Genomic DNA, 25,874 nt, shown 5'->3' on the forward strand with positions numbered 1-25,874 from the left:
CGGCTGAGCATCCGTGGTCTGTCTCGATCTGTAACAGCTAACCGATTATTTGGGCCCTACCTGTTACAGATTGAGACAAACCGTTGGGACAGGTCGGACGAGTCAGCAAAACCACCACAAAGGTGCCGGTCCCCTTCGTGGTGGTTTTTAGCGCAACGAGGTGTTCCCAGCCGACCATACGGGCGGCCTTGCGCTCACGCTGCTCGATGACAGCGCATCTTTAGACGCGAAGTGCGGAACCGGGTGCATATACGAGCCGCGTAGCGTTACGAATTCATGGGAATGACCGTATCGCCAATTTGTACGCTTGCAATCTTGTCTGTGTCACAAACTTGCGAGAACGGCCAGGTCTTGTGGACATCAGTGGTGCCGTTATCCAGTTTATTTGCGAAATAGCCGCTGTGGCTGGTTGCGTCCTCAACATGACCGTCTTTGAACGTCACGATGAGGGGTATGTTGCCAACGGCATCCATAGACTCCTCCATGTTTTGAGACATCTTGCCGCTGTTGTTGTCGTGTTCGATGGAACGATCTATGTTGTAGCGGACTGAAACGCCAACGCAGGATACGGTGGCCTCTTGAATCGTCGCCTTGGTGCCGTTAAAGTTGACCGATTTGGGCGCGGGAATCGTAACGGATGTATCTTCGTAATTCAGCTGGAACTTAAGATCCCATGGGCCCGTAAGTATTTTCTTATACTCGGGAAGCTCTTTGCCAGCACGTGGCACAACGAGAGAGTTGATATGCGTGCGGACGGTCCTGCCCATAAGGCCGGGTGATTCAACGCTGAACTGTGCAAAGTATTGAATGCTGGAGTCATTGGGGTTCTTGTCAATGAGCCATGATTGGCCTTGGCCGCCATGCTCGCCATCAACGTATACGTTTCCATCGACACTTCCGGCGATAGTTCCGTTCTCGCCCGGCTCGGAAAGCTTTTTCAGGGCAGCGGGATCGTCGAACGTAAGCGTATAGGCGATGGTAACCATATCCTTGTCGCCCATGATGGCGTCGGCGGTCACGGTGACTCCGTTGTTGGAGCAGCTAGCACCGACGGGCCGGCCAATACGGTCGATGATCTCGGTTTGAGAAGCAGGTCCGTCAAAGATGTCGGAAAGCATGTCAGAAGGAAGCGGCAGGACGCCTGTTGCCATAGCCGTGCCAGCGCCTCCAATGACGATAGCGAGGACTGCTGTTACAGCGGCAATGCGAGCGACTGTTCTTACGGGATGGCGGGCGATGCGCGGCTTGCGTCGCGTGCCATTAAAGTTGCTTTGAGCGGTCGCCGCATCGCTCGAGGCGACGGACTGAGCAATCGAGTTTGCCATGTGCTGCTTCGCATTATCGGTAAACGAAATGTGCTCCAGGGCGTGGCGATAGTCATTCGAATTCGTAGTCATTGTGGTCTCCTTTCAAGGAAAGCCGAAGTGACGCACGTCCGCGGCTAAGGTGCTGGGCGGTTGCAGCTGGCGTCGCGTGAACGGCGTCTGCGATTTCCCTGATGCTCATGCCTGCGTAGTAGTGCAAAAAGATGGCGATGCGCTGTGCTTGAGGCAGGGCCGTGACAGCGGAAAGAATGGCGCAGTCGCGTTGCGCGAATTCTTGCTCGGTATGTGTTACGGGTGCGCAGAAATCGGGGAGCGAATCGAGGTCGACAACCGGGTGATTCGCGTGCGTACGGCCGATATCGCGACATGCGTTCAGTGCGACTCGGATCACCCAAGCACGTTCGTGTTCGAGCGAGTCGAACGGTTGAGTGCGTTGGAGAATCTTGATCAGCGTGTCCTGGCAGATGTCTTGAGCGTCGTCAGCGGATCCAAGGGCCGAATAGCACAATCGAAGGATGAGGTCGGAATACGTGTCGACCAAGCGCTTTGCTTCCCGCTCGATCTGATCGGCATCGCATCGGAGCGTGCTATTGCGGTTACGGCGTGCAGGCATAGTGTCACCTCCAATTGGTCGTGGTGGATATAGGGAAGGCGTCTCGCGAGGTCCCTCTACATACAACACGGTCGAGACTGCATAAGTTGACAAAAAAAGACGGCACGTGAGCGCCGTCCTTACAAAACAATGAGTGTTCTCGTTAATTACACAAGCACCGTGATGGACAGGTCGGACGAGTCAGCAAAACCACCATAAAGGTGCCTATCCCCTTCGTGGTGGTTGTTGGCAGTTACCAGGGGGTTCTGGCGGTTGAAGACTCGATTGCTTCGTGGCGTTTGAGCTCGCGGCGCATGGTTTGCGAGTTGAGCCAAGCGGCCTTCCAACCGCGCGTGGGGTAGCGCGCCTCGTCAATTTCGATCTTGGTATAGCCGCAGGCGTTGACAATCTTCGTTCCGCATGGGTGTTGGCGCTCGCGTTGAAAGTTGGGGCCGTAGCTTTGGTGCACATGCCCGTGAATCATATAGTCGGGACCCCAAGACTCAAGAGCCGCATTAAAGCACTCGAATCCTCGATGCGGCAGGTCGTCCAGGTCGCCCATGCCTGCGACGGGTGCATGGGTAAGTAGAATATCGCATCCGTCTACCAGTGCGATTTTTCGCGATAGCTTGCGCATGCGTTTTGCCATCTCGCGCTCGGTATACATGTTCGCGCCGTCGCGGTAGCGCATGGAACCGCCCAGACCCGCAATGCGAATACCTCGGTACACATATACGCTGTCCTCAACACAAATGCACCCGCCCGGTGCATGGCGCGCGTAGCGGTCGTCGTGGTTGCCACGAACGTACACAAGCGGTTTGTTGATGACAGTGACCAAAAACTCAAGATAGTCCGGATCCAGGTCGCCTGCGGATAGAATCAGGTCAACGTCCTCAAAGCGCTCCTTGCGAAAACATTCCCACAGGCAGCGCTCCTCTACATCGGCAATGGCTAGGATATTCATAGGGCACGGACCTCCGGCTCGTTATCGAGCTGCGGAATCGAGCCTATAACGTTGTCAGCCAGCCAGTTCATCTCGACAATCTGCGTACTCGGCAGGGGAGGGAAGCCCTCAATCTGAACCACGCCGTCCTGGCTGTGGAGCTCGCCGCCAAATGGGTTGATGGAGCCCTCGACAATGCCGTTGCGAAGCAGCTGCACAAGTTTACGCGTCTGATAGGGTAGGCCCGGAGCGTAGCGAATATCGATGACGCCGGAGCTCATACCGTACCAGTAGTTGACGGCGCGCACCTGCTGGTCATCGGCGGTCTCGTCCCATGTGCCGTGCAGTAGGCTGCGTACGATGAGTTCGTAGTAACGGCCCCAGTTCCATACCGGCATAGCAATACCGGTAACTTCCTTGCCGTTTACCAGACGGTGAAGCCCGTAGGCGGTGGGGTCCTCGAGAGACTTGGACATATCGGCGCCGGTCATGACGCTCACGCCTTCGCGGCACATGGCCTCGGCAAGGCCTCCGGCGGGCACATCGCCCCAGGTCAGGATAATTTGCGCACGGGGGTCGAGCAGCGAGGCGCCAATCGCAAAGGCGTTGATCTCGCTGAGTGCGCCCGAGGCGAAGACTGACGCGTGATAACCGATGCGGTGGTTGTCCGCCATGCTGGCGGCAAGGGCGCCCAGGAGAAACTTGGCCTCGTACATCTTGCCAAAGTACGATCGGACGCTTTGGTGGGGAAGGCCGATAGAGCAGTTAAGGAACCGAACCTGGGGATACTCAACCGCAGCCCTGAGCGTGTATTCCATCAGGCGGTGCGAGGTCGAGAAGATGACGTTTGCTCCATGTTTGACAGCCGTTTCCACGGCGGCGTAGAACACGTCCGGATCGTGACAGTCCTCGAACGCCTCGGTGCGCACGATACCGCCAAAGTGCTCATCGAGATACTGACGTCCTTGGTCGTGCAGGCTGTCCCAGCTCGACGTCGCACAGGGGAACTCATGGATAAAGGCGATGCGCAGGGGGTTGGCCGCCGAATAGACGGTCTTGCCCATAAAGAAGTTGAGCACGCCGGAGGTGGACTTGGCGGGTGTCTCTTGCTCATCGACGCTCGGCGCTTCGACAAGATCGACCTTGTCCTCGTCATTTTTGCCGGCAATGACCAGCTCGCGCCAAATCTTGCACAGGTGGTTTACGACGATATCCGTCGGCGTATCCAGCAGGCGGTCCTGGTTGTACACATTGAGGTAGACGAGCATAGCGTCGGCGGGCGTAATGTCCAGATGGTCGCCGCCGGCGCGCAGGTAGGCGCGCTTAAAGAGCAGGAAGGTATGGCGCAGGTAGTCGATCTTTTTCTGCGGCCATTTTTCGATAAGGTTCTGACCGAGCATCTTGGCGAGCGTTTCGTAGCTTCCCTCACGCGAGAACTCGATCTCGTATAGGGGGCAGACGCGCCAAAACGCGCAGAACTCACCGTACAGGCGGCTTTCGACGGAATCCCATTTGCCGGGGTAGAGACGGGTGACTTTAGCCGAAACCGTCGGGGCGTCCAGGAATTTGAGGACACTGACGCGCTTGTTGCCCTCTTGGACGTAGAACCGATGCATGAACTCGGTGACGATGATGGGGTCGCGATAGCCCTCGGTCACCTGGATGTCGTAGAGGTTGGACCACTTGCGGGCGAACTCGGTGTTAAACGGCAGCAGGGGCATAAAGTTGCACGAAAAGGCAGACTGACGGCCCTTAGTAACCGTACCGACGACCATTTCGAGCGGAATATCCCTTAGGCCGACATTCTCTCGCTGACCTAAGGGGAGCTGAGCAACCAAACTGTCGAGGTCCGTAAGGTATGGATGCTCGCTTTGGCTGATGGCGCGACGGCGTCCCTGCTCGCCGCGCTTGCGTGCTTGACGATAGGCCTCTTCCATGGTGTCTACTCCCTTAGTCGTTTAAACAACGATATGAACCATGGTACCACGATGCGAAACCACCACAAAGGTGCCTGTCCCCTTTGTGGTGGTTTAGGCGATGATGGGGGCGATGGCACGAATGCAGGCGTCGGCTGCCGTAAAAGTGGTGCTATCGTCGTTGACGATAAAGATGATTTTGCCCTTGACGCCAAAGTCGCCGATCTCGCTAAAGAGCACGTACGGCTCCTTGTCAAAGCCAGAGATGGGAAGCACCGCGGCCTTGGTGGCGTCGGTAAGCTCATCTGCCAGCGCGTCCAGCGAGGCCCACTTAGACGTGTCCTTTACGGCAACGGGCACGGCCACGCGCCCAAAGGGCATCAGATGCACGAGCGTGTTCTTGGAGATGTTGGAGTTGGGCACAATGATGGTCTGCCCGCAGGCGTCCTCGATGGTCGTGTGGCGCCAAGTGATGTCCTGGACCACGCCCGACACGCCGCCGACCTCGATATTGTCGCCGGGCTTGATGATGCCCATAAAGGTCACTTGCATGCCGCCGATAAGGTTTGATAGCGTGTCCTGAAAGCCGAGAGAGATGGCGATGCCGCCGACGCCAAGAGCGGCGACGAGCGCGTTTGCGTTAATGCCAAAGCAGTTGTCGAGGATAAAGCTGCCGCCGATCATCCAAATGACGGCACGCGCGATGTTGATGAAGATGCTCGATGCGGGAAGCGGGTTGTCGTCTCGGTTGAGTAGGTGGCGCAGGGTCTTGGATACGACCTTGGTGGCGATGGCGGTGCCTATTACCAAGATGCCGGCCCAGATGATGTTGTGGACCCACCGTTGTTCAAAGAAATGAAGAATCGGTTCAAACAATTCCATGTTGGGAAAACCTCCTCATGATCGTCCAACCATGATACCCACCAAAAGCCCGTCCGATCACATTCGGACGGGCTTTTGCGCTCGATATAAGGTTTGTACGGCGGGGCTGCAAGGCCCGGCGGTGTAGCTTAGCGGCGGCGCTTCCAGATAATGCCGAGAACGATGATGACGATGCCGCCGATAAGGCATGCGCCGACCACGGTCGGCGTACGGTCTCCCGTTGCGGCAAGCTTACCGGCCGTCTTCTTGGTGGTGATCTGCGTGGTCGTCGTGCCGGGTTTGGGTGAGGGCTCAGGCGTTGGGGTCGGATGGGGTGCGGGGCTCTCAGCGGAGCTAAAGCTGATGGTGCCCGCGAGCGAGGCCACCTTGTGCTCCCAGTCGTCCTGCCCGATCAATGCCCTCAGCGCTGCCTCGCACGTACCCCACTCGGTGAGCTTCTTGGCGTTTGCGAAGGTGGGGAAGTCGGTCGTGTTGGTGATGATGTAGTTGTTGGTGGCGACGGTATAGGTCTTGGCGGGGTCGAGCGTGCTGCCGTCTTTGGTGAGCGTGGCACTCACGATGCGCTTGCCTTCAGACTGCGTCCAGTCGATTGTTACGTTGATGCCGCCAAAGGAAAGAACGCTGCCGGAGTCGTCGGGCCACTTGTACATGTCTTGGGCTTCCTGCTCGGTGTGGCCGGCTGCGACGTAGGCTTGTTGAAGTTCGTAGCTGTCATTGCATTTGTCGCTAATTTCCAACGAGTGCTCAAGCGCTGCGAGGAAGTCCGCGCCGGTCATGGTCCAGGTCTCCAAGGTGTTGCCGTAGGGCGAGATGGCGATGACGTCGCCGGCGGTCACGTTTCCCGCCGCGATGCCGCCGCGGATGCCGCCAGCGTTCTCAATAGCAAGGTCCGCGCTCGTCAGGCCAGGGTCCGCGCCCGTCAGGGAAAGATAGGAGCCGCAAATCACGTGGCCGATGGTCTGGGCCTTGGTGGTATCGCCTTCCTTGCTGGGGCGCAGATCGGTGGTGCGCACCATCTCCCAGCCATGCGTACCCGCGGCGTCCTCGCCGTAGAAATAGTTGGTGGAGGATGTGCCGAGCACCTTGTTCGATTCGCTTTCAAAGGCATCGTCGAGTGGCTTGATTTTGTTGTTGCGAACCTCGTCAAGGATGTTCTGGTTGTTAGAGTCTGCCAAAAGGTCGTCGACGTCCTTGGCGGTGTAGAGCTTCTCGTCGCTGTCGCCTGCGGAGACCGTCACCATGTCGTCGTTGGTGGTTTCGGTACCCCTGGTGTCGTACTCATAGGGAATGGAAAGCAGACCAACCTCGGCAAAGGCGCTGCCTGCCTCGACGACGCGGACCGGCTTGCCGTCGGCCCCCGTCACGTTTTCGTCTAAGTTGATGTGCTCGTGGCCCGCGACCAGTGTATCGACCCCAACGAGCTTTGCGGCAAAGGTCTTGGCGTTGAGCGTGTGCGCGATGCAGACGATAACGTTGCAGCCCTCATCCTCGCGCAGTCGCTTGGCCTCGGCATTGATGGCGTCCGCCGCACCCGAGAACGACGTGCCCGCGACCAGGTCCGCGCGTAGCGAGGAGCCCAGCGACTCATCCATGGCTCCGACGACGCCGACCTTAATCTTGTAGTTAAACGTGGGGCTGCCCTCGCCGTCCTTCCAAGTGCGATTGAGCGTCTTGGTGATGCTCGAGCTCCATACGCCGTTCGAGGACGTTGCATTCGCGCAGAGCATGGCGAAAGGTGTACTGGTGGCACCATTGCCGGCCATCGTGCGAAGCTTGTCCGCGCCGTAGCTCCAGTCATGGTTGCCCGGTGTGGTCGCGTCGTAGCCGTTTGCGTAGAAGGTGTTCATGAGTTCGGCGATGCTCTTGCCCTCGCTCATGGTGGCAAAGGACTGCCCGTGGAAGGTGTCGCCTGCATCGAGCAGAAAGTCGGGGGCGTTGCTTTGAGCGCTATAGAGAACCGCCAGCCCGTCAAAGCCAATGGTGCCCGTGCCCTTGCTTGCGTTGTAGCTGTACTTGTAGCTGCCGTGGATGTCGTTGGTGTGCATGACGGTTACGGCGCCGTCAATAGCGGCGGGCAGGTTCCCCGCGAAAGCGAGGCTTGGGATGCCTGTGAGCGCGCCGGCAAACAACGCGGCAGCTAACGCAAGGCGGGGGAGTCTTTTCATGGCTGTCTCCTTACTCTTTAATAAAAACCACCACAAAGGTGCCTGTCCCCTTTGTGGTGGTTTTCTAGGTCGTTAGCTCAGCAGCATGCGGTCGTTGGCGAGCTCGCCGCCCGAGACCTCCTCGAACTTCTGCAGCAGGTCGGCAACGGTGAGCGACTTTTTTTCGTCGCCTGCCACGTCGTAGATCACGTGACCCTCGTGCATCATGATCAGACGATTGCCCAGACGGATGGCGTCGTTCATGTTATGCGTGACCATGAGCGTGGTCAGGTGATGCTCGTCGACGATTTCCTCGGTCAGATTGAGCACCTTAGAGGCCGTCTTGGGGTCGAGCGCCGCGGTGTGCTCGTCGAGCAGCAGCAGGCGTGGCTTGGTGAGCGTGGCCATGAGCAGGGTGAGTGCCTGGCGCTGGCCGCCCGAGAGCAGGCCGACCTTGGCGTTGAGGCGCGTGTCCAGACCAAGGTCCAGGCGCTTGAGCAGTTCAACGTACTCGTCCTTCTCGGCCTTGGTGACGCCCCACGAAAGACCGCGACGCTGGCCGCGGCGCTTGGCGAGGGCCAGGTTCTCGGCGATCTGCATGTCGGCTGCGGTGCCGCGCATGGGGTCCTGGAACACGCGGCCCAGGTACTTGGCGCGCTGCGACTCGCTCAGACGCGAGATGTCGGTGCCGTCGAGCTCGATAACGCCCGAATCGAGCGGATATACGCCGGCGATCATGTTGAGCAGCGTGGATTTGCCGGCGCCGTTGCCGCCGATCACGGTCACAAAGTCGCCATCGTTGAGGGTAAGGTCGACGCCGGTGAGAGCGCGCTTCTCGGTGACGGTGCCCTTGTTAAAGGTCTTCTTGACGTGCGAGAGCTTAAGCATCTGCCTCATCCCCCTTCGTATAGGAGCTGCGGAGCTTATAGCGCTCCCAAACCACAGGCACGCACAGGGCAACGGCGACGATCACGGCGGAGAGCAGCTTCATGTCGTTGGCGTCCATGCCCAGCTGCAGCACGATGGCACGGATGAGGAAGTAGACCACGGAGCCAAAGACGGCAGAGGCCAGACGGACGGAGAACTGCGTGAGTCCGCCGGGCAGCAGGCGGCCGAGCACCTCGCCGATGACGATGGCGGCAAGACCGATAACGATGGCGCCGGTGCCCATACCAATGTCGGCATACTTTTGGCTCTGGCAGATAAGCGCGCCAGAGAGGCCGATGAGGGCGTTGGAGAGCACGAGGGCGATCATCTTGGTGGAGTTGGTGTTGACGCCCAATGCGCGGATCATGTACTCGTTGTTGCCGGTGGCGCGCAGTGCGGAGCCGATCTCGGTGCCAAAGAACCAGTACAGGATGGCGACGATGGCCACGGCCAGCACAATGCCCAGGATGATGGCGACGGTGGACTGCGGCAGACCCGTCATGTTGCTGACGGCCGAGAACACGGTGCCCTTGGCAAGGATGGGCGTATTGGATTTGCCCATGATGCGCAGGTTGATGGACCACAGGCTGATCTGGGTGAGGATTCCGGCGAGGATCGCGGGAATCTCAAAGACGGTGGTCAAAATGCCCGTGACGGCGCCCGCGATGGCACCGGCACACATGCCGGCCAAAACGGCGAGCAGCGGGTCGACGTTGTCATTGACGATGAGTACGGCGCAGACGCAGCCGCCGAGGGCAAAGCTGCCGTCGCAGGTCATATCGGGGATGTCGAGCAGGCGGAACGTGATAAACACGCCAAGCACCATAATGCCCCAGAGGACGCCCTGAGAAACGGCGCCCTGCAATGCAATAAGCATGCTTCATACCTCCTAGGATAGGGTGGACACGTGAGTCACCATGATAGCGGTAACAATGTATAAAAGAGCTGCGGCCGGATGTTTTGACTCATCCGAAACAAGCAGGGCGAACGCCGGTCTTTGGCGTTCGCCCCTGTGGCTCAGATATTGAATAACACGTCAACGGCGCGAGTGCGGGTCCTAGACGCGTTACCGCGCATGGCGCTACTCGTCCAGAGCGGAAAGGTCGATGCCCAGCGCCTCGGCCATCTCGTCGTTCTTGACGACGACCAGGTCCTTGCTCGAGAGGTGCTTGATCGGCATATCCTCGGGCTTGGCCTCGCCCTTCAGGATCTTAACGGCCATCTCGCCCGCGGCGTAGCCCAGGTCCTCATAGTTGATGGAGAGGGTGAACAGGCCGCCGGCCATGCACATGCCCTCCTCGCCGGTTACGAAGGGGAGCTTATTCTCCTTGCAGATCTGGCCGACCTGCGAAGCGCCCGCGGCGATGGTGTTATCGGTGGGGGAGTACAGCGCGTCGACCTTGCCCACGGCAGATTCGACGACGGACTGGATCTCGTTGGAGCTCGAGACGGTGAAGTCGGTGTAGTCCAGGCCCAGCTTGTCGAGCTCCTTCTTGGCGGCCTTGATCTGGACGTCGGAGTTGGACTCGGCGGTGCAGTAGAGCAGACCGACCTTCTTTACGTCGGGCAGGACCTTCTGCATCATCTCGAGCTGCTCGGCGACCGGGGTGAGGTCGGAGGCGCCAGTGACGTTGGTGCCGGGCTTTTCGTTGTCCTGGACCAGGCCCGAGGCGGCGTAGTCGGTGATGGCGCAACCCACGATGGGGATATCGGCGGTGGCGCCGGCGGCGGCCTGCGCGGCGGGCGTAGCGATGGCGTAGATCAGGTCGACGCCATCGCCCACGAACTTGTCGGCGATGGACTTACACGTGGACTGGTCATTCTGGGCGTTCTTCTGGTCGATTTTGACCTTAAGGCCGCTCTTCTTGATGGCCTTGACGAAGCCGTCGTTGGCGGCGTCGAGTGCGGAGTGCTCGGTGAGCTGCAGAATGCCGACGGTGTAGTCGGAACCGGCGGCAGCAGAGCCGGAACCAGAGTTGCCGCCGCATCCGGCGAGCGGAGCGAGCACGAGCAGGCCGGCAGAGACCAGAAGGCTCCTGCGGCTGATGGTGATGTCCTTCATATCGTTACCCCCAGTATAGAAATGGCTGGAAACACTGCACTCAAACAAAGTGCAAGTGGAACTATAGTAGCGCGGATGTCCATTTTTACAATAACCTGGCGGGTTTTTTAATACAGAACCGGATGGGCGGTACGGGTAGTCGAATGGACGGCGGAGGTTCTTATGCGGCGGAGGCGTCGTCCCCCTCCAGGGCGGCGAAGAGCTTCTTGCCGTCGAGGAGACGCGTGGTGACGTTTCTCATGCGCCCGATCTCTACGGTACGCAGCGTGTCATCGGCGCCTCGGGCGTCATAGACCGTTCCCAGCAAATACGAGATGCCGTCTCGTTGCTTGATGGCAAAGGGGCGGAGTGTCATCCGTGCTACTTCGGTTTCGCCACGTGTCGTGACGCTCGAAATATCAAAACTCACCGTGGTTCCGTGGTCGATGGCTTGCTCGATGAGCTCGCAGGTGTCGATGCGCTTGACGGGCGTGCGCGTGGCCTTGGTGGATTTGCCACCGGCGCTTGGAGCGGGCTCGGGCGCATCGAGGTAGCCGCGAACGTCGGCACTCGCCATGGCGACCAAGTGCTGCGCCATGCTTTTTCGAATGGCGATGGGCGTAGAGCGGTTACGCATGACCATGCCGTGGAGCCGGATGATCTCTTCGTCGGTGAGCGGACGGGTCAAGAGCCGATACCCCACGCCGCGTTTGTACTCAATTTCGTATCCGGCATGGCGAAGTGCGGAGATGGCGGTGTAGATGCTGCGCCGCGCCGCCGAGATGGGCATGCGGGCGGGGTCGTCGGGATGGGCGAGGTGCCGGATCAACTCATCGGAAAACATGGCCCTGTCCTCGCCGGTGTTCTCGCTTAATAGTTGCAGGATGCGAACGGCGCGATAGGCTGCCATCGAGGCGGCGCCTCTCGTTGTGGTGTCGTAGGTTTCAACAGCGGCTTCGGTCATGGTGCCCACGTCCTTTCTGTTTTGGGTGGCGACGGTATGGAGCCTAGGACGCGGGGTTTTCCCAGGGGCGCAGGGCGCTCTGGGCGGTCGGTAGTCGTCGGCAAACGGCGGTTCGAGTTTTCAACAGCCCTGTTCAACTGACCAAAAACTTGCCAAAAGCTTGACGGATGCTGTTGAAAAAAGCGTCTCTCGACCGATGTCGAGAGACGCTTGTGCGATGAGCGTTGTCGTGTGGCGACGCGAGCTAACGTCCGACGATTAGAAGTCGGCGTTGCCCACGGTGCGCGGGTGCGGCAGGACGTCGCGGATGTTGCCCACGCCGGTGAGGTACATCACCAAGCGCTCGAAGCCCAGACCGTAGCCGGCGTGCTTGCAGGAACCGTAGCGGCGCAGGTCCAGATAGTACTTGTACTGCTCGGGATTCATACCCAGGTCCTTGATACGGGCCTCGAGCAGATCCAGGCGCTCCTCGCGCTGGGAGCCACCGATGATCTCGCCGATGCCCGGCACCAGGCAATCGGCGGCGGCGACGGTCTTGCCGTCGTCGTTCATGCGCATATAGAAGGCCTTGATCTCTGCCGGGTAGTCGGTTACAAAGGTCGGGCGCTTAAAGTGCTCCTCGGTCAGGAAGCGCTCGTGCTCGGTCTGCAGGTCGATGCCCCAGCTGACGGGGTAATCAAACTGGTGACCAGCAGCGACTGCCTGCTCCAGGATCTCGACGGCCTCGGTGTAGGTGACGCGGGCAAAGTCGGAGTTTGCCACGTGGTCCAGGCGCTCGATCAGGCCCTTGTCCACAAACTTGTTGAGCATATTGAGCTCGTCGGGGCAGGTGGCCATAACGTCCTTAAGGACGTACTTGAGCATGGCCTCGGCGTTATCCATGTAGTCGTTCAGATCGGCAAAGGCCATCTCGGGCTCGATCATCCAAAACTCGGCGGCGTGGCGCGTGGTGTTGGAGTTTTCGGCGCGGAAGGTGGGACCAAAGGTGTACACGTCGCCAAAGGCCATGGCAAAGTTCTCGGCATTGAGCTGGCCGGACACGGTCAGGCTCGCATGCTTGCCAAAGAAGTCCTGGCTCCAGTCGACCTCGCCGGACTCGGTGAGGGGCGGATTTTTGGGGTCGAGCGTGGTCACGCGGAACATCTCGCCGGCGCCCTCGCAGTCACTCGTGGTGATGATAGGGGTGTTGACGTAGACAAAGCCCTGCTCCTGGAAGAAGCGGTGGATGGCGGCAGCTGCGACAGAGCGGATGCGGAACACGGCGCGGAACAGGTTGGTGCGCGGGCGCAGGTGCTGCTGGGTGCGCAGGAACTCGACGGTTGCGCGCTTCTTCTGCAGCGGGTAATCCGGGGCGCTGACGCCCTCGACCTCGATGGAGGTGGCAGAAAGCTCGAAAGGCTGGGGCGCATCGGGGGTCAGCTTGACGATGCCGGTGCAAATGAGGGCGGCCGAGACGTTTTGATGGGCGATCTCGTCGTAATTGTCGAGTGCATCGCGGTTCATGACGACCTGCAGGTCGCGGAAGCAGCTGCCGTCGTTGAGCGTTACAAAGCCAAAGTTCTTCATGTCGCGGACGGACTTGACCCAGCCGGCGACGGTGACGGTCTGGCCGCCGAGCGACTCGGCGTCGGCGTAGAGCTGCGCGATTTTGGTGCGGTTCACGTATCCTCCCATAACGGTTGAATGATAGTTATCCATACAGTTCGATATTCTAGCAGCTCGGCTCATTTGGGCTATACAGATAAGGCATTGGCGGGATGGTTTTTCAAACGAAAAGCGCCCGCGGCCAAATGGTCGCGGGCGCTTGACGAGGTGCCTTTTGGCTGTGTGGCGCGGGGCCTGACTACTTGGTCTTGGCAACCAGCAGCGGGTCGCCAAGCTTGACGAGCGGGTTGCCGCCGATAAGCGTTCCAGACTCGCCGACATGGTCGATGCTCTTAAGACGATCGAGCTCGGAGACGATGACGGTCACGATGTCCTCGTGGCCAGCGGCCTTAATGGCCTCGCGGTCGAAGCTGATGAGCGGCTGGCCTGCCTTGACCACATCGCCCATCTCGACAAAGCGGGCAAAACCCTTGCCGTTCATTTCCACGGTGCCCAGGCCAACATGGATGAACACGCGAAGACCGTCCTCGGTGATCATGCCAATGGAGTGGTTGGTGACGGTGGTAGCGCCGATGCGGCCGTTGGCGGGCGCATAGATGGTGCCGGTAATGGGCTCGATGCCATAGCCCTGGCCAAGCATGCCCGAGGCGATCGTCTCGTCGGGGACCTCGTTCAGGTTGACGAGCACGCCGTTGACGGGGGCATAGATGACGCCTTCGCGGGTGGCGAAGCTTGCTGCGGGCGGAACGGACGCCTCGCCCGTCGAGGTGAAGGTGGACTTAAGCGAATCGAGCAGACCCATAGTTGCCTCCAACTTAAATAGGCGCATATCGCGCGTTTGGTTTGCCGGAAACGTTTCATATGTGTTTCGCGGCTTGGTCAACGTCCCCTATTCTACGCTGCTCAGCGATACCTCTGAGCTGGGATTATGTGATATATCAGTTGAAGGGAAACTTATTGCTGGCGTGTTTCTGCGCCATGAGTTCAAGTGGGGTACGCTTGAAGGCGAAAAACAAGGGCGCTTAATTTGCGCGAAGGGAGCACATATGATTGTCGAGAACCATGCGCTGTGGGGCGAGGAGCCGACCGAGGAATATCCGGCGACGTTTACGTATCTGGGCGCCGAGCCGCTCCCCGACAAGCCCAATGGCCGCCGCCCCGCGGTGATCATTTGTGGCGGGGGCGGGTTTACACATATCGCTCCGCACGAGCAGGACCCGGTGGCGTTTGCATTTTTGGACCGCGGCTACCAGGCCTTTGTGCTCAACTATGTGACGAGCGGCACGGGCGATGTGAGCTTTCCGCACCCGCAGGCAGACCTTGCCAAGATGGTCGCCACGGTGCGCGCCAACGCCGACGAGTGGCATGTCGATCCCAAGCGCGTGTGCGTCGTGGGCTTCTCGGCGGGCGGCATGATCAGCGCTTCGCTGGCAACGCAATGGAAGACTGGTCCCTTCGCGGGCCTGGCAGGGGCGCGTCCGGACGATATTCGTCCCGATGCCGTGGTGCTGGGCTATCCGCTGCTCGACCTTGCCTATGTGCGCGACATACAGACGCGCGATCCGCGCATTGACTTGCGCGTGCCCAAGACGGGCGGCAAGACGGGGCGCGACCTGCTCAACGACTACCTATCGATGGTGACGGGTGGCGAGGCAACTGACGAGCACCTGGCCGATATCTGCCCCACCACACATGTTTCGCGCCAGATGCCGCCGACCTTTGTGTGGGGCGTGTCCGATGACAAGACGGCGCCGATCGCGCAGGTCTATCCGTTTGCCCAACGCATGGCGGAGGAGGGCGTCGCTTGCGAGATGCACGTCTTTGACCAGGGCGGTCATGGCCTTTCGCTCGGCAACGCCAACACCGCGGTCGACAACGAGGACAAGCAGGTGGCAGTCCGTCCCTGGATTCGCCTAGCTTTCCGCTTTTTGGAACGCCATCTGTAAGAGGACGGACATCCCCTCAATAACTTGCGGTGAAATAGTTCCTATTTAAGCCCTCAACCAGCCCAAGCAGGGACTATTCCACCGCAACTTTGTTTTTGATGCCCCGCCCGGAAACTGCGTCCCGGTTTGGGCGCGGATTCCGGGATGCAGTTTCCCGTAGGGCCTCGACTGGGAAAGCGCGTCCCGTTTCGGGCAGGGATTCCGGGATGCATTTTCCGCAAGAGGCCTGTTTGGGAAACCATATCCCGTTTCGAGCCAGAATTCTGGGACGCAATTTCCCCGAGAGGCCCCATCGGGAAACGGTATCCCGGAATTCGCCCGGATGGTGGGATGCGCTTTCCAGAAGGGCGTCGCTGATCCCTCGGGGACGGAGGAAAATGGATCAGTTTGGGCGGTGCTGGCGTCAAGGTTTAAGACCGATGTCGTCCCTTGTTGCTTTCCTACCAAACGGTGAACTGGGCGTTCTCCGTGTTCCAATGGACATCGCGAACGTAGTCTCGCACGGCCGCCGCATCCCGCGCTTCGAACAGCTCAAGAATGTGGGCATGCTCGGCATTGGCTATACCCAGCAGTTTGCACGCCGTCTCCTGATCGACGGTCTCGTAATCGCGTTTGATAAAGCAACGCTCGAGTTGCGAAATCATGTCGCGCAGACGGTCGTTGCCGCAGCGGTTGAAGTACGTAAGGTGAAAGTCCCGCTGAATGTCGTCGTACTTTCGGATAAGACCGCCTTGGATCGCGAGGTCCATGGATCCAACCAAGAACTTTAGCTGCATGATGTCCTCTTCGGTCAGGAGGGGGCAGGCAAGGTATGCCGCCTGCCCGTCGAGCGGCCCCATAATCTCAAAGACTTCAACGGCGTTTTGCTGATCGAACCCACGGACGCGGAATCCGCGGCGGGGGAGGTTGTCCAGATAGCCGTCGCTTGCCAGCTGGATGAGCGCCTCGCGAACCGGCGTGCGCGACACGCCCATGGCATCGCAGATCGCTTGCTCGCTCACACGGTCGCCGGCCGAAAGCTCGCCGGCGTCTATGCGACTCGAAATATAGTCGTATACATGATCCTTCAAGGGTCTTCTGAGTGTTTCCATGAGCTTATATACCTTAACTGTATATTTTCAAATTTAAATACGTTTGGTTTGAATAGGCTAATTTGATTATAGAACGACCAGCTAAATCATGCTACCTGACCCTAGGAAGCAAAAATACGTTCACCGAAAAATATCTACCGTTCAGGATTGTATACAATATACAAAACAGCAAAGACATCCTAAGATAAAGCCATCGGAAGGAAGGCGGACGCAAGGAAGTCCGCTCAGTACTATGAGATCCAAGGAGGATCATCATGACCAAGTTCAGCCACGTCATCATCCGTCGTCCCGGCAAGTCCCTGAGCAATGGCATCACGAGCGCTCCCGAGCTTGGCCAGCCCATCTACGAGCGCGCTATCGAGGAGCATTACGATTACGAGCACGCACTCGAGCAGTGCGGCGTTGACGTGTCGGTGCTGCCGGCTCTCGAGCAGTATCCCGACAGCTGCTTCGTCGAAGATCCGGCCGTTATCACTCGCTGCGGCGCCATCATTACCAACCCCGGTGCCGATAGCCGCAACGGCGAGAAGGATGAGATCGAGCCGGCCGTCCGCCGCTTCTTTGACGACGAGCATGTTAAGCACATCGTTTCTCCGGGCACGCTCGACGGCGGCGACGTCATGATGGTCGGCGACCATTTCTACGTCGGTCGCTCCGCTCGCACCAACGAAGAGGGCATCCGCCAGTTCTGCGAGATTCTCGAGGGCTGGGGCCTCGAGGGTTCCGAGGTTCCGCTGGAGGAGGTCCTGCACCTCAAGACGGGCGTCAACTATATCGAGGACAACAACATGCTCGTCTCTGGTGAGTTCATCGATAAGCCCGACTTTGCCCAGTACAACAAGATCGTCGTGCCCGAGGACGAGGCTTACGGCGCCAACTGCATCTGGGTCAACGGTACGGTCATCGTTGCCGAGGGCTATCCGACCGTGCTCAAGGCCGTGCAGGATCTGGGCTACAAGACGCTCGTCGTCGACACCTCCGAGTATCGCAAGGTCGACGGCGGCCTTTCTTGCCTGTCGCTGCGCTTCTAACGCGATAGCTGTAACAGTCTGATGATCGCTTGACCGATGGCCCGGCACCCGATTCGGGACGTCCGGGCCATCTTTCGTTCGATCACATGATGAAGGGGGTGCACATACAATGGCCTCTAAAGCTCAAAATGAAGAGATTATCGACCCTAATGGCCTCGATCTCTTTCGTCTGACCATGATGGTCATCACTGCGAGCATTTGCGGCGGCATCTTTTCTCTTGCCGGCGATATGGCGGCAGGCGGAGCCAATACCGGCGCGGTTATCGTTTCGTGGGGAATTTGCTTCATTGGCGTCTTTGCGCTGATGATGGTATTCAACGGTTTATCTCAGGCTCGTCCAGACCTGACTGGCGGCATCTATGCATACGCTGCGGCCGGTTTTGGCGATTACGTTGGATTCAACTCCGCTTGGGGCTACTGGATCAGCGCATGTCTTTCCAATGTGAGCTTTGCGCTCTTGCTGTTTAGCGCGCTGGGCTATTTCTTCCCTGCGTTCGGTACGGGCAACAATATGCTTTCCATCGTCTGCGCCAGCGTGTTTTTGTGGTTCCTAACCGCTCTCGTGCTTCGCGGCGTTAAGGAAGCTGCCGGCATCAACACGATCGTCACCTTGGCGAAGCTGGTGCCGCTGGGGCTTTTTGTGCTGAGCATTGTGCTCCTGGGTAAGTTCAACGTCGATATCTTTATGGACAACTTCTGGGGAGAGCCGGCTGGCCCCGGTTTTGGTGAGCAGGTTGTCTCGACCATGATTGCCCTTGTCTGGGTCTTTACGGGTATCGAAGGCGCTGTCGTCATTTCGGGCCGTGCAAAGTACGTGCGTGACGTCGGCCGCTCGACGGCACTTGGATTCGCGGCTGTGTTCACGCTGTATCTGATCATCTCGATGCTGTCACTCGGCATTATGCCGCGCGAGGAGATGGCACAGCTCGCAACGCCCTCCATGGCGGGAATTCTCGAGTGCGCAATCGGTCCTGTTGGCGCTGCCATCGTAAACCTTGGCGTTATTCTCTCGCTGGTCGGCGCGATGCTGGGCTATGTCATCATTGCGTCCGAGACGCCGTTCGAGGCAGCACGCCAGGGATCCTTCCCTCTGGCGTTTGCCAAGACGAACAAGCACGACGCCCCGGTGGTAACGGTTCTCGTGAGCTCCGGCATTACGCAACTCTTCTTGATCGTGTCGTATGTGGCGGCGAGCACGTACCAGTTCTTCTACAGCTGCGCAGTTAATACGATCCTAGTTCCGTACGTGTGCTCGGCAGCTTATTACATGGTGATTGGCTGGAAGAACGAGCATCTGGACGGGCCGCATGCGCCAAGCGTCGGCAAGGCGCGCTTCTTCGGTACGCTCGGCTTCATCTACACATTGTTCCTGGTGTGGTCGACGGGTCTTCAGGGCGTTATGATCACGACGATTCTTTTTGCTCCGGCCATTCCCGTTTATATGCTGGGCGAGCGAGGCCGCGGTAAGCCGGTACTTCCGCATCTGCACGACAAGCTGATCGCAGCGGTGGTCATTGTCGTGGCAATCATTTCGCTGTATCTGCACTTTGCCGGCATTGCGCCGATTGTCTAAGGCTATGGCGAGTTTCATTGCTAGGTAAGCCGGCGGGCATCGCGTATCGGTGCTACTTGGCATTCCATAGCTGATGTGGGTCTCTATAACGTGCCTATGTGAGCGCCCACCAAGCCCGCGCAGGTGACATTTGTTGCCAGCGCGGGCCTTTGCTGTTGCGGCGAAATGCTGCCGGCAGCTGGGGACGTTCCTGTTGTGCCGGCGCCTTGGGACACTCCTTGGTTGTTTTGCATGCGACGAAGGGAATGGATCATTTTGTCGAGGGGGCGGGCGGCTTTCGGTCCTCGGGGAAACCACGGCCCGGAATCCCCCTTGCACCAATCTGTCGATTGAACATCGGTGTGTGTTCGCGCTATCATGCGTGGTTAAATGGTTAGCCATGGCAAACGGTTAGCCAAGATAAACAAAATGCAACGCCCTGTGGGCGCCGGGGGAGGAACGCGGACGTGAGACTCGATACACTCGAGATTGGAAAGGACGCCGTTGTCGCATCGGTGGCATCGGACGACCAGGCACTCCGACAGCATATTTTGGACATGGGCCTAACGCCGGGCACCGAAGTCACCATGATGAAGTGCGCCCCCATGGGCGACCCGCTCGAGATTCGCCTGCGTGGCTATGAGTTGACGCTGCGCAAGGACGATGCCGCTCGCATCGAGCTCGCGGGCATTCACGACACCGATACGGGTCCGCGCGCTAACGCCGCAATCGGCACGACGGAGCATCCGGCCCTGGGCGAGGGGACGTATTCGCCCCGCGCGGCAAAGACGGCCGTGCCCGAGGGCGCACCGCTGCATTTTGCCCTCGCCGGCAATCAAAACTGCGGCAAGACCACGCTGTTCAACCAGCTGACGGGCTCCAACCAGCATGTCGGTAACTTTCCTGGCGTGACGGTCGACCGCAAAGATGGCGCCATCCGCAACCACCCCGAGGCGAGCGTCACTGATCTGCCCGGCATTTACTCTCTGTCGCCGTACACGGGCGAGGAGATCGTAAGCCGCCAGTTTATCCTGGATGAGCACCCCGACGCCATCATCGATATCATCGACGCCACCAACATCGAGCGTAACCTGTACCTGACGCTGCAGCTTATGGAGCTCGATCGACCCATGGTCATCGCGCTCAACATGATGGACGAGGTGACGGCCAACGGCGGCGCCGTGGACGTCAACCTGCTCGAGAGCCTGCTGGGCGTGCCTGTTGTTCCCATTAGTGCTGCCCGCAACGAGGGTATTGGCGAGTTGGTGGATCATGCCTTGCACGTGGCGCGGTTCCGCGAGCGTCCCGGTCGCCTGGACTTCTGCGCGCCCGATGGTCCGGACGGCGGTGCGCTGCATCGCTGCATTCACGGCATCGCCAACCTTATCGAGGACCATGCCGCGACGGCGCACATTCCCGTGCGTTTTGCGGCGACCAAGCTGGTTGAGGGCGACGAGCTGGTGACCGAGGCGCTTCACCTGGACCGCAACGAGCTCGACGCCATCGAGCACATCATTAGCCAAATGGAGGGCGAGGCCGGCACCGACCGTCTATCTGCGCTGGCTGACATGCGCTTCGGCTTTATCGGCGACGTGTGCGGGCGTTGCGTCGTCAAGCCGCACGAGAGCCGCGAGCACGTACGCTCCGTCAAGATTGACCGCATCCTGACGGGTCGCTACACGGCCATCCCGGCGTTTCTGGTGATCATGGGTCTCGTCTTTTGGCTGACGTTTGGCGTGATCGGCGCAGCGTTGCAGGGACTTATGGAGGACGGCATCGCTGCCATCATCGCCTCGGCCGATGCGGGCCTCAAGGCGTTCGGCACCAACGACGTGGTGCGTTCGCTGGCTGTCGACGGCGTGCTTACGGGCGTGGGCAGCGTGCTGACCTTCCTACCGATTATCGTCGTGCTCTTCTTGTTCCTCTCCATTTTGGAAGACTCCGGATACATGGCGCGCGTGGCCTTTGTCATGGATAAGGTGCTGCGTCGCTTTGGCCTGTCGGGCCGCAGCTTTGTGCCTATGCTCGTCGGTTTTGGCTGTACCGTGCCGGCTATTATGTCGACCCGTACGCTCCCATCCGAGCATGACCGCAAGATGACGGTCATGCTCACGCCGTTCATGAGCTGTTCGGCCAAGTTGCCGGTCTACGGCCTGCTGTGCGGGGCGTTTTTCCCGCAGGCGACGGTTCCCGCCATGGTCTCGCTCTATTTGATTGGCATTGCGGTCGGTTGCATCGCGGCTTTGGTGCTCAACCGCACGGCATTTAAGGGCGACCCGGTGCCGTTTATTATGGAGCTTCCCAATTACCGCCTGCCGAGCGTCAAGACGACGGTGATGCTGGCGTGGGATAAGGCCAAGGACTTTATTACCAAGGCTTTTACCATTATCTTTGCCGCTACCGTGGTCATCTGGTTCCTTCAGACGTTCGACATTCGCTTTAACGTGGTCGCCGACCAGTCGCAGAGTCTGCTTGCCGGTCTGGGTAGCATTATCGCGCCGCTGCTGGCACCGCTCGGCTTTGGCGATTGGCGTGCATCCACGGCGCTCGTCACCGGACTTATCGCCAAGGAGAGTGTCATCTCGACACTCACGGTGCTTTTAGGCGCAACGTCGCCCGCGGTGCTGTCGACCATGTTTTCGCCGTTTACCGCCTACGTGTTCCTGGTCTTTGCGCTGCTGTACCCGCCGTGCGTGGCGTCCATCGGCGCCGTCAAGAGCGAGTTGGGCGCGCGCTATGCCGTGGCCGTGTTCGCGTTTCAGGTGACGGTCGCCTGGATCGTGGCGTTTGTCGTGCATTCGGCGGGCTTATTGCTGGGGTTGGCTTAGTTTTGCATTGACGGCGCAACCTCTATGTATCGAATTGTTTTCGGCCCCGCATCTGTTGCTGACGGATGCGGGGCCGTTGCTATATAATCGCCTCCGCTCAAAATGATTGGAGACGTTATATATGAGTCAGGCAAGGCAAGACGGTATCACGCTCAGGCAGTGGCTCCCGCTCGTCGGGCTCACCTGCTGTGCGTTCGTGTTCAACACGTCGGAGTTTATGCCCATCGGCCTTTTGACTGATATCGCCGCGTCGTTCTCGCTCACCGAGGCCCAGGCGGGCATCATGATCTCGGTCTATGCCTGGGGCGTCATGCTGCTGTCGCTGCCGCTCATGGTGTTCGCCTCGCGCTTTGAGTTCAAGCGGATGCTGCTGGGCGTGCTGGCCGTGTTCTCGCTCGGTCAGTTCCTGTCCGCTGTGGCGCCGACCTATCCCATCCTGGTCTGCGCGCGCCTGGTGGTCGCTTGCGCACATGCCGTGTTCTGGTCGGTCGCCTCGATTATGGCCTCGCGTCTGGTTGACACGCGCCACGGCGCGCTCGCCATCAGCATGATCGCTACGGGCTCGTCCATCGCGCAGATCTTTGGCCTGCCTCTCGGTCGCGCCATTGGCTTGGCCGTGGGCTGGCGCATGACGTTTGCCGTGGTCGGAGCGCTGTCTGCTGTCGCGGTCGTCTACCAGGCCACGGTGTTTCCTGTCATGCCAGCGGGCGAGCGTTTTACGCTCAAGCAGCTGCCCGAGCTGCTCAAGAACCCGTTCCTCATCGCACTCTATGTGGTCACGGTGTTCATGGCGACCGGCTATTACGCGGGCTATAGCTATATCGAGCCTTTCCTGGCTCAGGTCGCGCATGTCGACGCAAGCGCCATCACTATGACGCTGACGGCGTTCGGCTGCTCTGGTCTGCTCGGAAGCTGGCTGTTTGGCCGCCTGTTCGATGGGCATCGCTTCCCGTTCCTTGCAATTACGCTCTCCGGCGTGCCGGCGGCCCTGCTGCTCATGGGTCCGGCCGCATCGTCGCTCGCGGCAGTGCTTGCCGTCTGCGCGCTGTGGGGCTGCTGCGCCACGGCCTTTAATGTGGCGTTTCAAGCCGAGCTCATCAAGTACACGCCCGCGGATTCGTCGGCTGTCGCCATGTCGATCTTCTCGGGCCTGTTCAATCTCGGTATTGGCACGGGCACCGCGATCGGCGGCGCCGTGGTTTCGGGTCCCGGTATCGCTTGGATCGGCTTTGCGGGCGGGGCGATCGCCGTCGTGGGCGTCATCCTCGCCATTACGGTGCTGTTCCCGGCCATACGCCGCGCCAAGCCCGTCGCCTAATCACGTCCCCTCATCAGTTGCGGTGGAATAGTTCTTGTTTAAGGCCTCTGAAGACCCAAGCAGGAACTATTCCACCGCAACTTATTTTGGGGAAGAGGATACAAGCTGGGCATACAATGGGTGGCGTTGCGTGAAGGATTTCTGGGAGGCTGTTATGTGGGCATACGAGACGACGTTCTATCAGATCTATCCGCTGGGCTTTTGCGGAGCTCCGCACGAGAATGCCGCGCCCGTTGCCGAGGACGAGCTCGCCCAGGTTGCCAACGCCGCGCCCAATCCCGACGCTCCCATCATGAAGATCGCCCAATGGGCCGACTACCTGCAGGAACTCGGCGTTGGCGCCGTGCTCATCAACCCGCCGCTCGAGTCCGATAGCCACGGCTACGACACGCGCAGCCTGCGCCATATTGACCGCCGCCTGGGTAGGGATGCCGACTTTGCCGCCGTGTGTGAGACGCTGCATGCCCACGGCATCCGTGTGGTGCTCGATGCCGTCTTCAACCACGTCGGTCGCGGCTTTTGGGCCTTCCGTGATGTGCAGGAGCGCAAGTGGGATTCGCCGTACAAGGACTGGTTCCACATCAGCTTCGACGGTGACTCGTGCTACGGCGACGGCTTTTGGTACGAGGGCTGGGAGGGCCATTTTGAGCTTGTGAAGCTCAACCTGCAAAACCCCGCTGTGGTTGATTACCTGCTTGAGTCCGTGCGTCACTGGGCCGAGGTCTTTGGCATCGACGGCCTGCGCCTGGACGTCGCCTATATGCTCGACCGCGACTTCATGCGCTGCCTGCACGCCTTTACCCGTGAGCTCAAGTCCGACTTTGTGCTGATTGGTGAGACGCTCCACGGCGACTACAACCAGATCGTCAACGACGAGATGCTCGACTCCTGCACCAACTACGAGTGCTACAAGGGCCTGTACTCCAGCTTTAACTCGGTCAACATGTTCGAGATCGCCCACTCGTTGCACCGTCAGTTTGGCGGCGACCCGTGGTGCATCTACCGCGGCAAACACCTGCTGTCTTTTGTCGACAACCACGATGTGCCGCGCCTGGCAAGCATCCTGACGGACAAGTCCTGCCTGCGCCCCGCTTATGGCATGCTCTTTGGCATGCCGGGCATCCCGTGCGTCTACTATGGTAGCGAGTGGGGAATTCCTGGCGAAAAGGGCGGCCCCGATGGCGACTGGGCGCTGCGACCTGCGCTCGATGAGCCTGCGCCCAACGAGCTGACGGCCTTCATCAAGCAGCTCACGCACCTGCGCTCGACAGACAGCGCGGCGGCCCGCGCCCTCAACTACGGTGCCTATCGCAACGTGGTGATCCAGAACAAGCAGCTGCTGTTCGAGCGCGCCTGTGACGGCGCGACGGTGCTCGTGGCGGTGAACGCCGTGGGCGAGCCTTACACCTTTGGCGCCGGCGAGCTCAACGGCTCCTTTGTCGATCTGCTTGCCGACGACGCGCTCGCGGTCGAGCTGACGGGCACCCTCGAGCTTGCGCCCTACGAGGTGCGCTATCTGTTGAGGGCCTAGATCATGGCGGCGTCCGACGAGGGCTATCAACATATTGAGCATGGGTTTGAGCCCGTGTTCGACCAGCACTCGCGCGTTTTGGTGCTCGGGTCGTTTCCCTCGGTGCTTTCGCGCGCCAATGCCTTCTACTATGGCAATCCGCAGAATCGCTTTTGGCGCGTGATGGCCGCGTGCCTCGGTGTGCCTGTGCCGCCCAACGAGGGCGATCCTTTGGCAAGCGGTGAGCACGCGGCGCTCGATGCCTCCATTGCCGTCAAGCGATCTATGCTGCTTTACGGCGGCGTAGCCCTATGGGATGTGATTGAGAGCTGCGACATTAAGGGCTCGAGTGACGCGAGCATTCGCAACGTTGTGCCGGCACATATCGAGTGCATTACCGGCGCAGCCCCCATTGAGCAGGTGATATGCAACGGTGGCACAGCTGGTCGGCTCTACAGGCGCTATCTACAAGAACGCACCGGGCTGCCCGCCATCGTTCTGCCGTCGACAAGTCCCGCCAATGCGGCATGGCGCCTGGAACGCCTTGTCGAGCGCTGGCGCGATGCCGTTGATTGGGGCGCTCTGTAATTTAGATATCTGATTGGGCGCGGGTGCCGAGGCGTTTGATGATGACGCGCCAGATTGGTGCGGGCACGGCGGGCCTGGCACGCACCATGCCGTCGGCATCGACACTACCGGCATTGCCACCGCCAAGCAGCTGCGCATGCTCGATGGAGCAGCCCATGCGCACAGCGCCTACAAGCTTATCCATCGCTTCCGAAAATGGTCGGCGCAAGACGCCCATGCGTGGGGAATGGTGAAGCGCTGCGATGCCGCTGCCGGCACAGATGACAACGCCGTCGCACCATGGCAGGTCACGTAGAATGCATGCCCGGTGCAAGCGGTCGAGGACTTCGTCCGCCTGCTTGTTGTTTTTTGACAGGGCCTGGACGACGACATAGATGCGTGTCTCTGTATTCCCAAGGCGATCGAGTATCTGCTCGACAGCAATCATAGCCTCATCATCAAATGCATCGTCAACAGCGAGCACCATGCCATCGACTGCACCGGCATCATTTGCCTTCAAGTTGACTGGGCGGGGGAGTACGGTGCCAGAAAGCTGGGCATAGGCGGCGATGGCATCCTGGAGGTCCCAGAGCAAAAACTCAAGATCGGCGCTCTCGGGAATACTGACAAACGCGATGTTATACAGCGTTTTTGGTATATCGCCGTGTGCGGTCGTCTCCATGCCGCCTCCT

General features: G+C 59.6%; 21 protein-coding genes. 7 read left to right on the plus strand and 14 right to left on the minus strand.

Annotation, left to right across the window (positions count from 1 at the left end):
- Positions 1–266: 266 nt before the first annotated feature.
- From AAAX73_RS02190 to AAAX73_RS02245, 12 genes are all read right to left on the minus strand, one after another.
- Complete coding sequence (locus AAAX73_RS02190; protein ID WP_117635373.1) at positions 267–1,397, minus strand: DUF4179 domain-containing protein; 1,131 nt, start codon at positions 1,395–1,397, stop codon at positions 267–269.
- On the minus strand, positions 1,378–1,938 hold the full coding sequence (locus AAAX73_RS02195) for a sigma-70 family RNA polymerase sigma factor (RefSeq protein ID WP_117583099.1): 561 nt from the start codon (positions 1,936–1,938) through the stop codon (positions 1,378–1,380). The genes AAAX73_RS02190 and AAAX73_RS02195 overlap by 20 nt, the downstream gene beginning before the upstream one ends.
- Positions 1,939–2,170: 232 nt before the next feature.
- Positions 2,171–2,881, minus strand: a complete 711-nt coding sequence (locus AAAX73_RS02200) for a metallophosphoesterase (protein ID WP_117639531.1) — start codon at positions 2,879–2,881, stop codon at positions 2,171–2,173.
- Positions 2,878–4,797: a BMP family ABC transporter substrate-binding protein gene (locus AAAX73_RS02205; RefSeq protein WP_349124897.1), complete on the minus strand. Its 1,920-nt coding sequence runs from the start codon at positions 4,795–4,797 to the stop codon at positions 2,878–2,880. The genes AAAX73_RS02200 and AAAX73_RS02205 overlap by 4 nt, the downstream gene beginning before the upstream one ends.
- A 93-nt stretch (positions 4,798–4,890) precedes the next feature.
- Positions 4,891–5,658, minus strand: a complete 768-nt coding sequence (locus AAAX73_RS02210) for a mechanosensitive ion channel domain-containing protein (RefSeq protein WP_349124898.1) — start codon at positions 5,656–5,658, stop codon at positions 4,891–4,893.
- A 128-nt stretch (positions 5,659–5,786) separates the two neighbouring features.
- Positions 5,787–7,823, minus strand: coding sequence for a 5'-nucleotidase C-terminal domain-containing protein (locus tag AAAX73_RS02215; RefSeq protein WP_118079343.1), 2,037 nt, complete (start codon positions 7,821–7,823; stop codon positions 5,787–5,789).
- 72 nt (positions 7,824–7,895) lie between these two features.
- Positions 7,896–8,690: an ABC transporter ATP-binding protein gene (locus AAAX73_RS02220; RefSeq protein WP_117756907.1), complete on the minus strand. Its 795-nt coding sequence runs from the start codon at positions 8,688–8,690 to the stop codon at positions 7,896–7,898.
- On the minus strand, positions 8,683–9,606 hold the full coding sequence (locus tag AAAX73_RS02225; protein WP_118079345.1) for an ABC transporter permease: 924 nt from the start codon (positions 9,604–9,606) through the stop codon (positions 8,683–8,685). Before AAAX73_RS02225 ends, AAAX73_RS02220 begins: the two co-directional genes overlap by 8 nt.
- Positions 9,607–9,810: 204 nt before the next feature.
- Positions 9,811–10,791, minus strand: coding sequence for an ABC transporter substrate-binding protein (locus AAAX73_RS02230; RefSeq protein ID WP_118079347.1), 981 nt, complete (start codon positions 10,789–10,791; stop codon positions 9,811–9,813).
- A 160-nt stretch (positions 10,792–10,951) separates the two neighbouring features.
- The gene (locus tag AAAX73_RS02235; RefSeq protein ID WP_118079349.1) at positions 10,952–11,734 is read right to left on the minus strand and encodes a hypothetical protein; all 783 of its coding nucleotides are present in this window, start codon (positions 11,732–11,734) and stop codon (positions 10,952–10,954) included.
- Between the two features lie 258 nt (positions 11,735–11,992).
- A complete protein-coding gene (gene asnS / locus AAAX73_RS02240; protein WP_349124899.1) occupies positions 11,993–13,396 on the minus strand; it encodes an asparagine--tRNA ligase in 1,404 nt (467 codons plus the stop codon).
- 181 nt (positions 13,397–13,577) lie between these two features.
- A complete protein-coding gene (locus tag AAAX73_RS02245; RefSeq protein ID WP_040359007.1) occupies positions 13,578–14,141 on the minus strand; it encodes a PTS glucose transporter subunit IIA in 564 nt (187 codons plus the stop codon).
- A gap of 244 nt (positions 14,142–14,385) precedes the next feature.
- Here AAAX73_RS02245 and AAAX73_RS02250 point away from each other — a divergent pair, with 244 nt between their 5' ends.
- Complete coding sequence (locus AAAX73_RS02250; RefSeq protein ID WP_349124900.1) at positions 14,386–15,285, plus strand: alpha/beta hydrolase; 900 nt, start codon at positions 14,386–14,388, stop codon at positions 15,283–15,285.
- A gap of 440 nt (positions 15,286–15,725) precedes the next feature.
- Here AAAX73_RS02250 and AAAX73_RS02255 read toward each other — a convergent pair whose 3' ends face one another.
- Positions 15,726–16,355 carry a GntR family transcriptional regulator gene (locus AAAX73_RS02255; RefSeq protein ID WP_233546742.1) on the minus strand — a complete coding sequence of 210 codons (630 nt, stop codon included), beginning with the start codon at positions 16,353–16,355 and terminating at the stop codon, positions 15,726–15,728.
- A 275-nt stretch (positions 16,356–16,630) separates the two neighbouring features.
- Between AAAX73_RS02255 and AAAX73_RS02260 the strand changes: the two genes are divergently transcribed.
- The 6 genes from AAAX73_RS02260 (at position 16,631) to AAAX73_RS02285 (ending at position 25,203) form a co-directional block, all read left to right on the plus strand.
- Positions 16,631–17,407 carry an arginine deiminase-related protein gene (locus tag AAAX73_RS02260; protein ID WP_117583089.1) on the plus strand — a complete coding sequence of 259 codons (777 nt, stop codon included), beginning with the start codon at positions 16,631–16,633 and terminating at the stop codon, positions 17,405–17,407.
- 109 nt (positions 17,408–17,516) lie between these two features.
- A complete protein-coding gene (locus AAAX73_RS02265; protein WP_349124901.1) occupies positions 17,517–18,980 on the plus strand; it encodes a basic amino acid/polyamine antiporter in 1,464 nt (487 codons plus the stop codon).
- Between the two features lie 446 nt (positions 18,981–19,426).
- Entirely contained in the window at positions 19,427–21,787 is a 2,361-nt protein-coding gene (gene feoB / locus AAAX73_RS02270) for a ferrous iron transport protein B (RefSeq protein ID WP_349124902.1), read from the plus strand.
- Between the two features lie 121 nt (positions 21,788–21,908).
- Positions 21,909–23,105 (plus strand): MFS transporter, encoded by a 1,197-nt coding sequence (locus AAAX73_RS02275; protein ID WP_118079359.1) that lies wholly within the window; start codon positions 21,909–21,911, stop codon positions 23,103–23,105.
- Positions 23,106–23,235: 130 nt separating this feature from the next.
- Positions 23,236–24,636 (plus strand): alpha-amylase family glycosyl hydrolase, encoded by a 1,401-nt coding sequence (locus AAAX73_RS02280; protein ID WP_233542939.1) that lies wholly within the window; start codon positions 23,236–23,238, stop codon positions 24,634–24,636.
- Positions 24,637–24,639: 3 nt separating this feature from the next.
- Entirely contained in the window at positions 24,640–25,203 is a 564-nt protein-coding gene (locus AAAX73_RS02285) for a DNA-deoxyinosine glycosylase (RefSeq protein WP_118079363.1), read from the plus strand.
- A 1-nt stretch (position 25,204) separates the two neighbouring features.
- On the opposite strand, the gene AAAX73_RS02290 is transcribed toward AAAX73_RS02285, so the two are convergent.
- Positions 25,205–25,864 carry a hypothetical protein gene (locus tag AAAX73_RS02290; protein ID WP_118079365.1) on the minus strand — a complete coding sequence of 220 codons (660 nt, stop codon included), beginning with the start codon at positions 25,862–25,864 and terminating at the stop codon, positions 25,205–25,207.
- Positions 25,865–25,874: the final 10 nt, after the last annotated feature.

This window comes from Collinsella sp. CLA-ER-H9 (assembly GCF_040092295.1).
Taxonomy (GTDB): Bacteria; Actinomycetota; Coriobacteriia; order Coriobacteriales; family Coriobacteriaceae; genus Collinsella.

What these genes read in the sequence shown, in the direction of transcription:
- AAAX73_RS02190 (WP_117635373.1), bottom strand. Translation starts at nt 1,397, where the DNA reads ATGACTACGAATTCGAATGACTATCGCCACGCCCTGGAGCACATTTCG.
- AAAX73_RS02195 (WP_117583099.1), bottom strand. Translation starts at nt 1,938, where the DNA reads ATGCCTGCACGCCGTAACCGCAATAGCACGCTCCGATGCGATGCCGAT.
- AAAX73_RS02200 (WP_117639531.1), bottom strand. Translation starts at nt 2,881, where the DNA reads ATGAATATCCTAGCCATTGCCGATGTAGAGGAGCGCTGCCTGTGGGAA.
- AAAX73_RS02205 (WP_349124897.1), bottom strand. Translation starts at nt 4,797, where the DNA reads ATGGAAGAGGCCTATCGTCAAGCACGCAAGCGCGGCGAGCAGGGACGC.
- AAAX73_RS02210 (WP_349124898.1), bottom strand. Translation starts at nt 5,658, where the DNA reads ATGGAATTGTTTGAACCGATTCTTCATTTCTTTGAACAACGGTGGGTC.
- AAAX73_RS02215 (WP_118079343.1), bottom strand. Translation starts at nt 7,823, where the DNA reads ATGAAAAGACTCCCCCGCCTTGCGTTAGCTGCCGCGTTGTTTGCCGGC.
- AAAX73_RS02220 (WP_117756907.1), bottom strand. Translation starts at nt 8,690, where the DNA reads ATGCTTAAGCTCTCGCACGTCAAGAAGACCTTTAACAAGGGCACCGTC.
- AAAX73_RS02225 (WP_118079345.1), bottom strand. Translation starts at nt 9,606, where the DNA reads ATGCTTATTGCATTGCAGGGCGCCGTTTCTCAGGGCGTCCTCTGGGGC.
- AAAX73_RS02230 (WP_118079347.1), bottom strand. Translation starts at nt 10,791, where the DNA reads ATGAAGGACATCACCATCAGCCGCAGGAGCCTTCTGGTCTCTGCCGGC.
- AAAX73_RS02235 (WP_118079349.1), bottom strand. Translation starts at nt 11,734, where the DNA reads ATGACCGAAGCCGCTGTTGAAACCTACGACACCACAACGAGAGGCGCC.
- AAAX73_RS02245 (WP_040359007.1), bottom strand. Translation starts at nt 14,141, where the DNA reads ATGGGTCTGCTCGATTCGCTTAAGTCCACCTTCACCTCGACGGGCGAG.
- AAAX73_RS02250 (WP_349124900.1), top strand. Translation starts at nt 14,386, where the DNA reads ATGATTGTCGAGAACCATGCGCTGTGGGGCGAGGAGCCGACCGAGGAA.
- AAAX73_RS02260 (WP_117583089.1), top strand. Translation starts at nt 16,631, where the DNA reads ATGACCAAGTTCAGCCACGTCATCATCCGTCGTCCCGGCAAGTCCCTG.
- AAAX73_RS02265 (WP_349124901.1), top strand. Translation starts at nt 17,517, where the DNA reads ATGGCCTCTAAAGCTCAAAATGAAGAGATTATCGACCCTAATGGCCTC.
- AAAX73_RS02275 (WP_118079359.1), top strand. Translation starts at nt 21,909, where the DNA reads ATGAGTCAGGCAAGGCAAGACGGTATCACGCTCAGGCAGTGGCTCCCG.
- AAAX73_RS02285 (WP_118079363.1), top strand. Translation starts at nt 24,640, where the DNA reads ATGGCGGCGTCCGACGAGGGCTATCAACATATTGAGCATGGGTTTGAG.
- AAAX73_RS02290 (WP_118079365.1), bottom strand. Translation starts at nt 25,864, where the DNA reads ATGGAGACGACCGCACACGGCGATATACCAAAAACGCTGTATAACATC.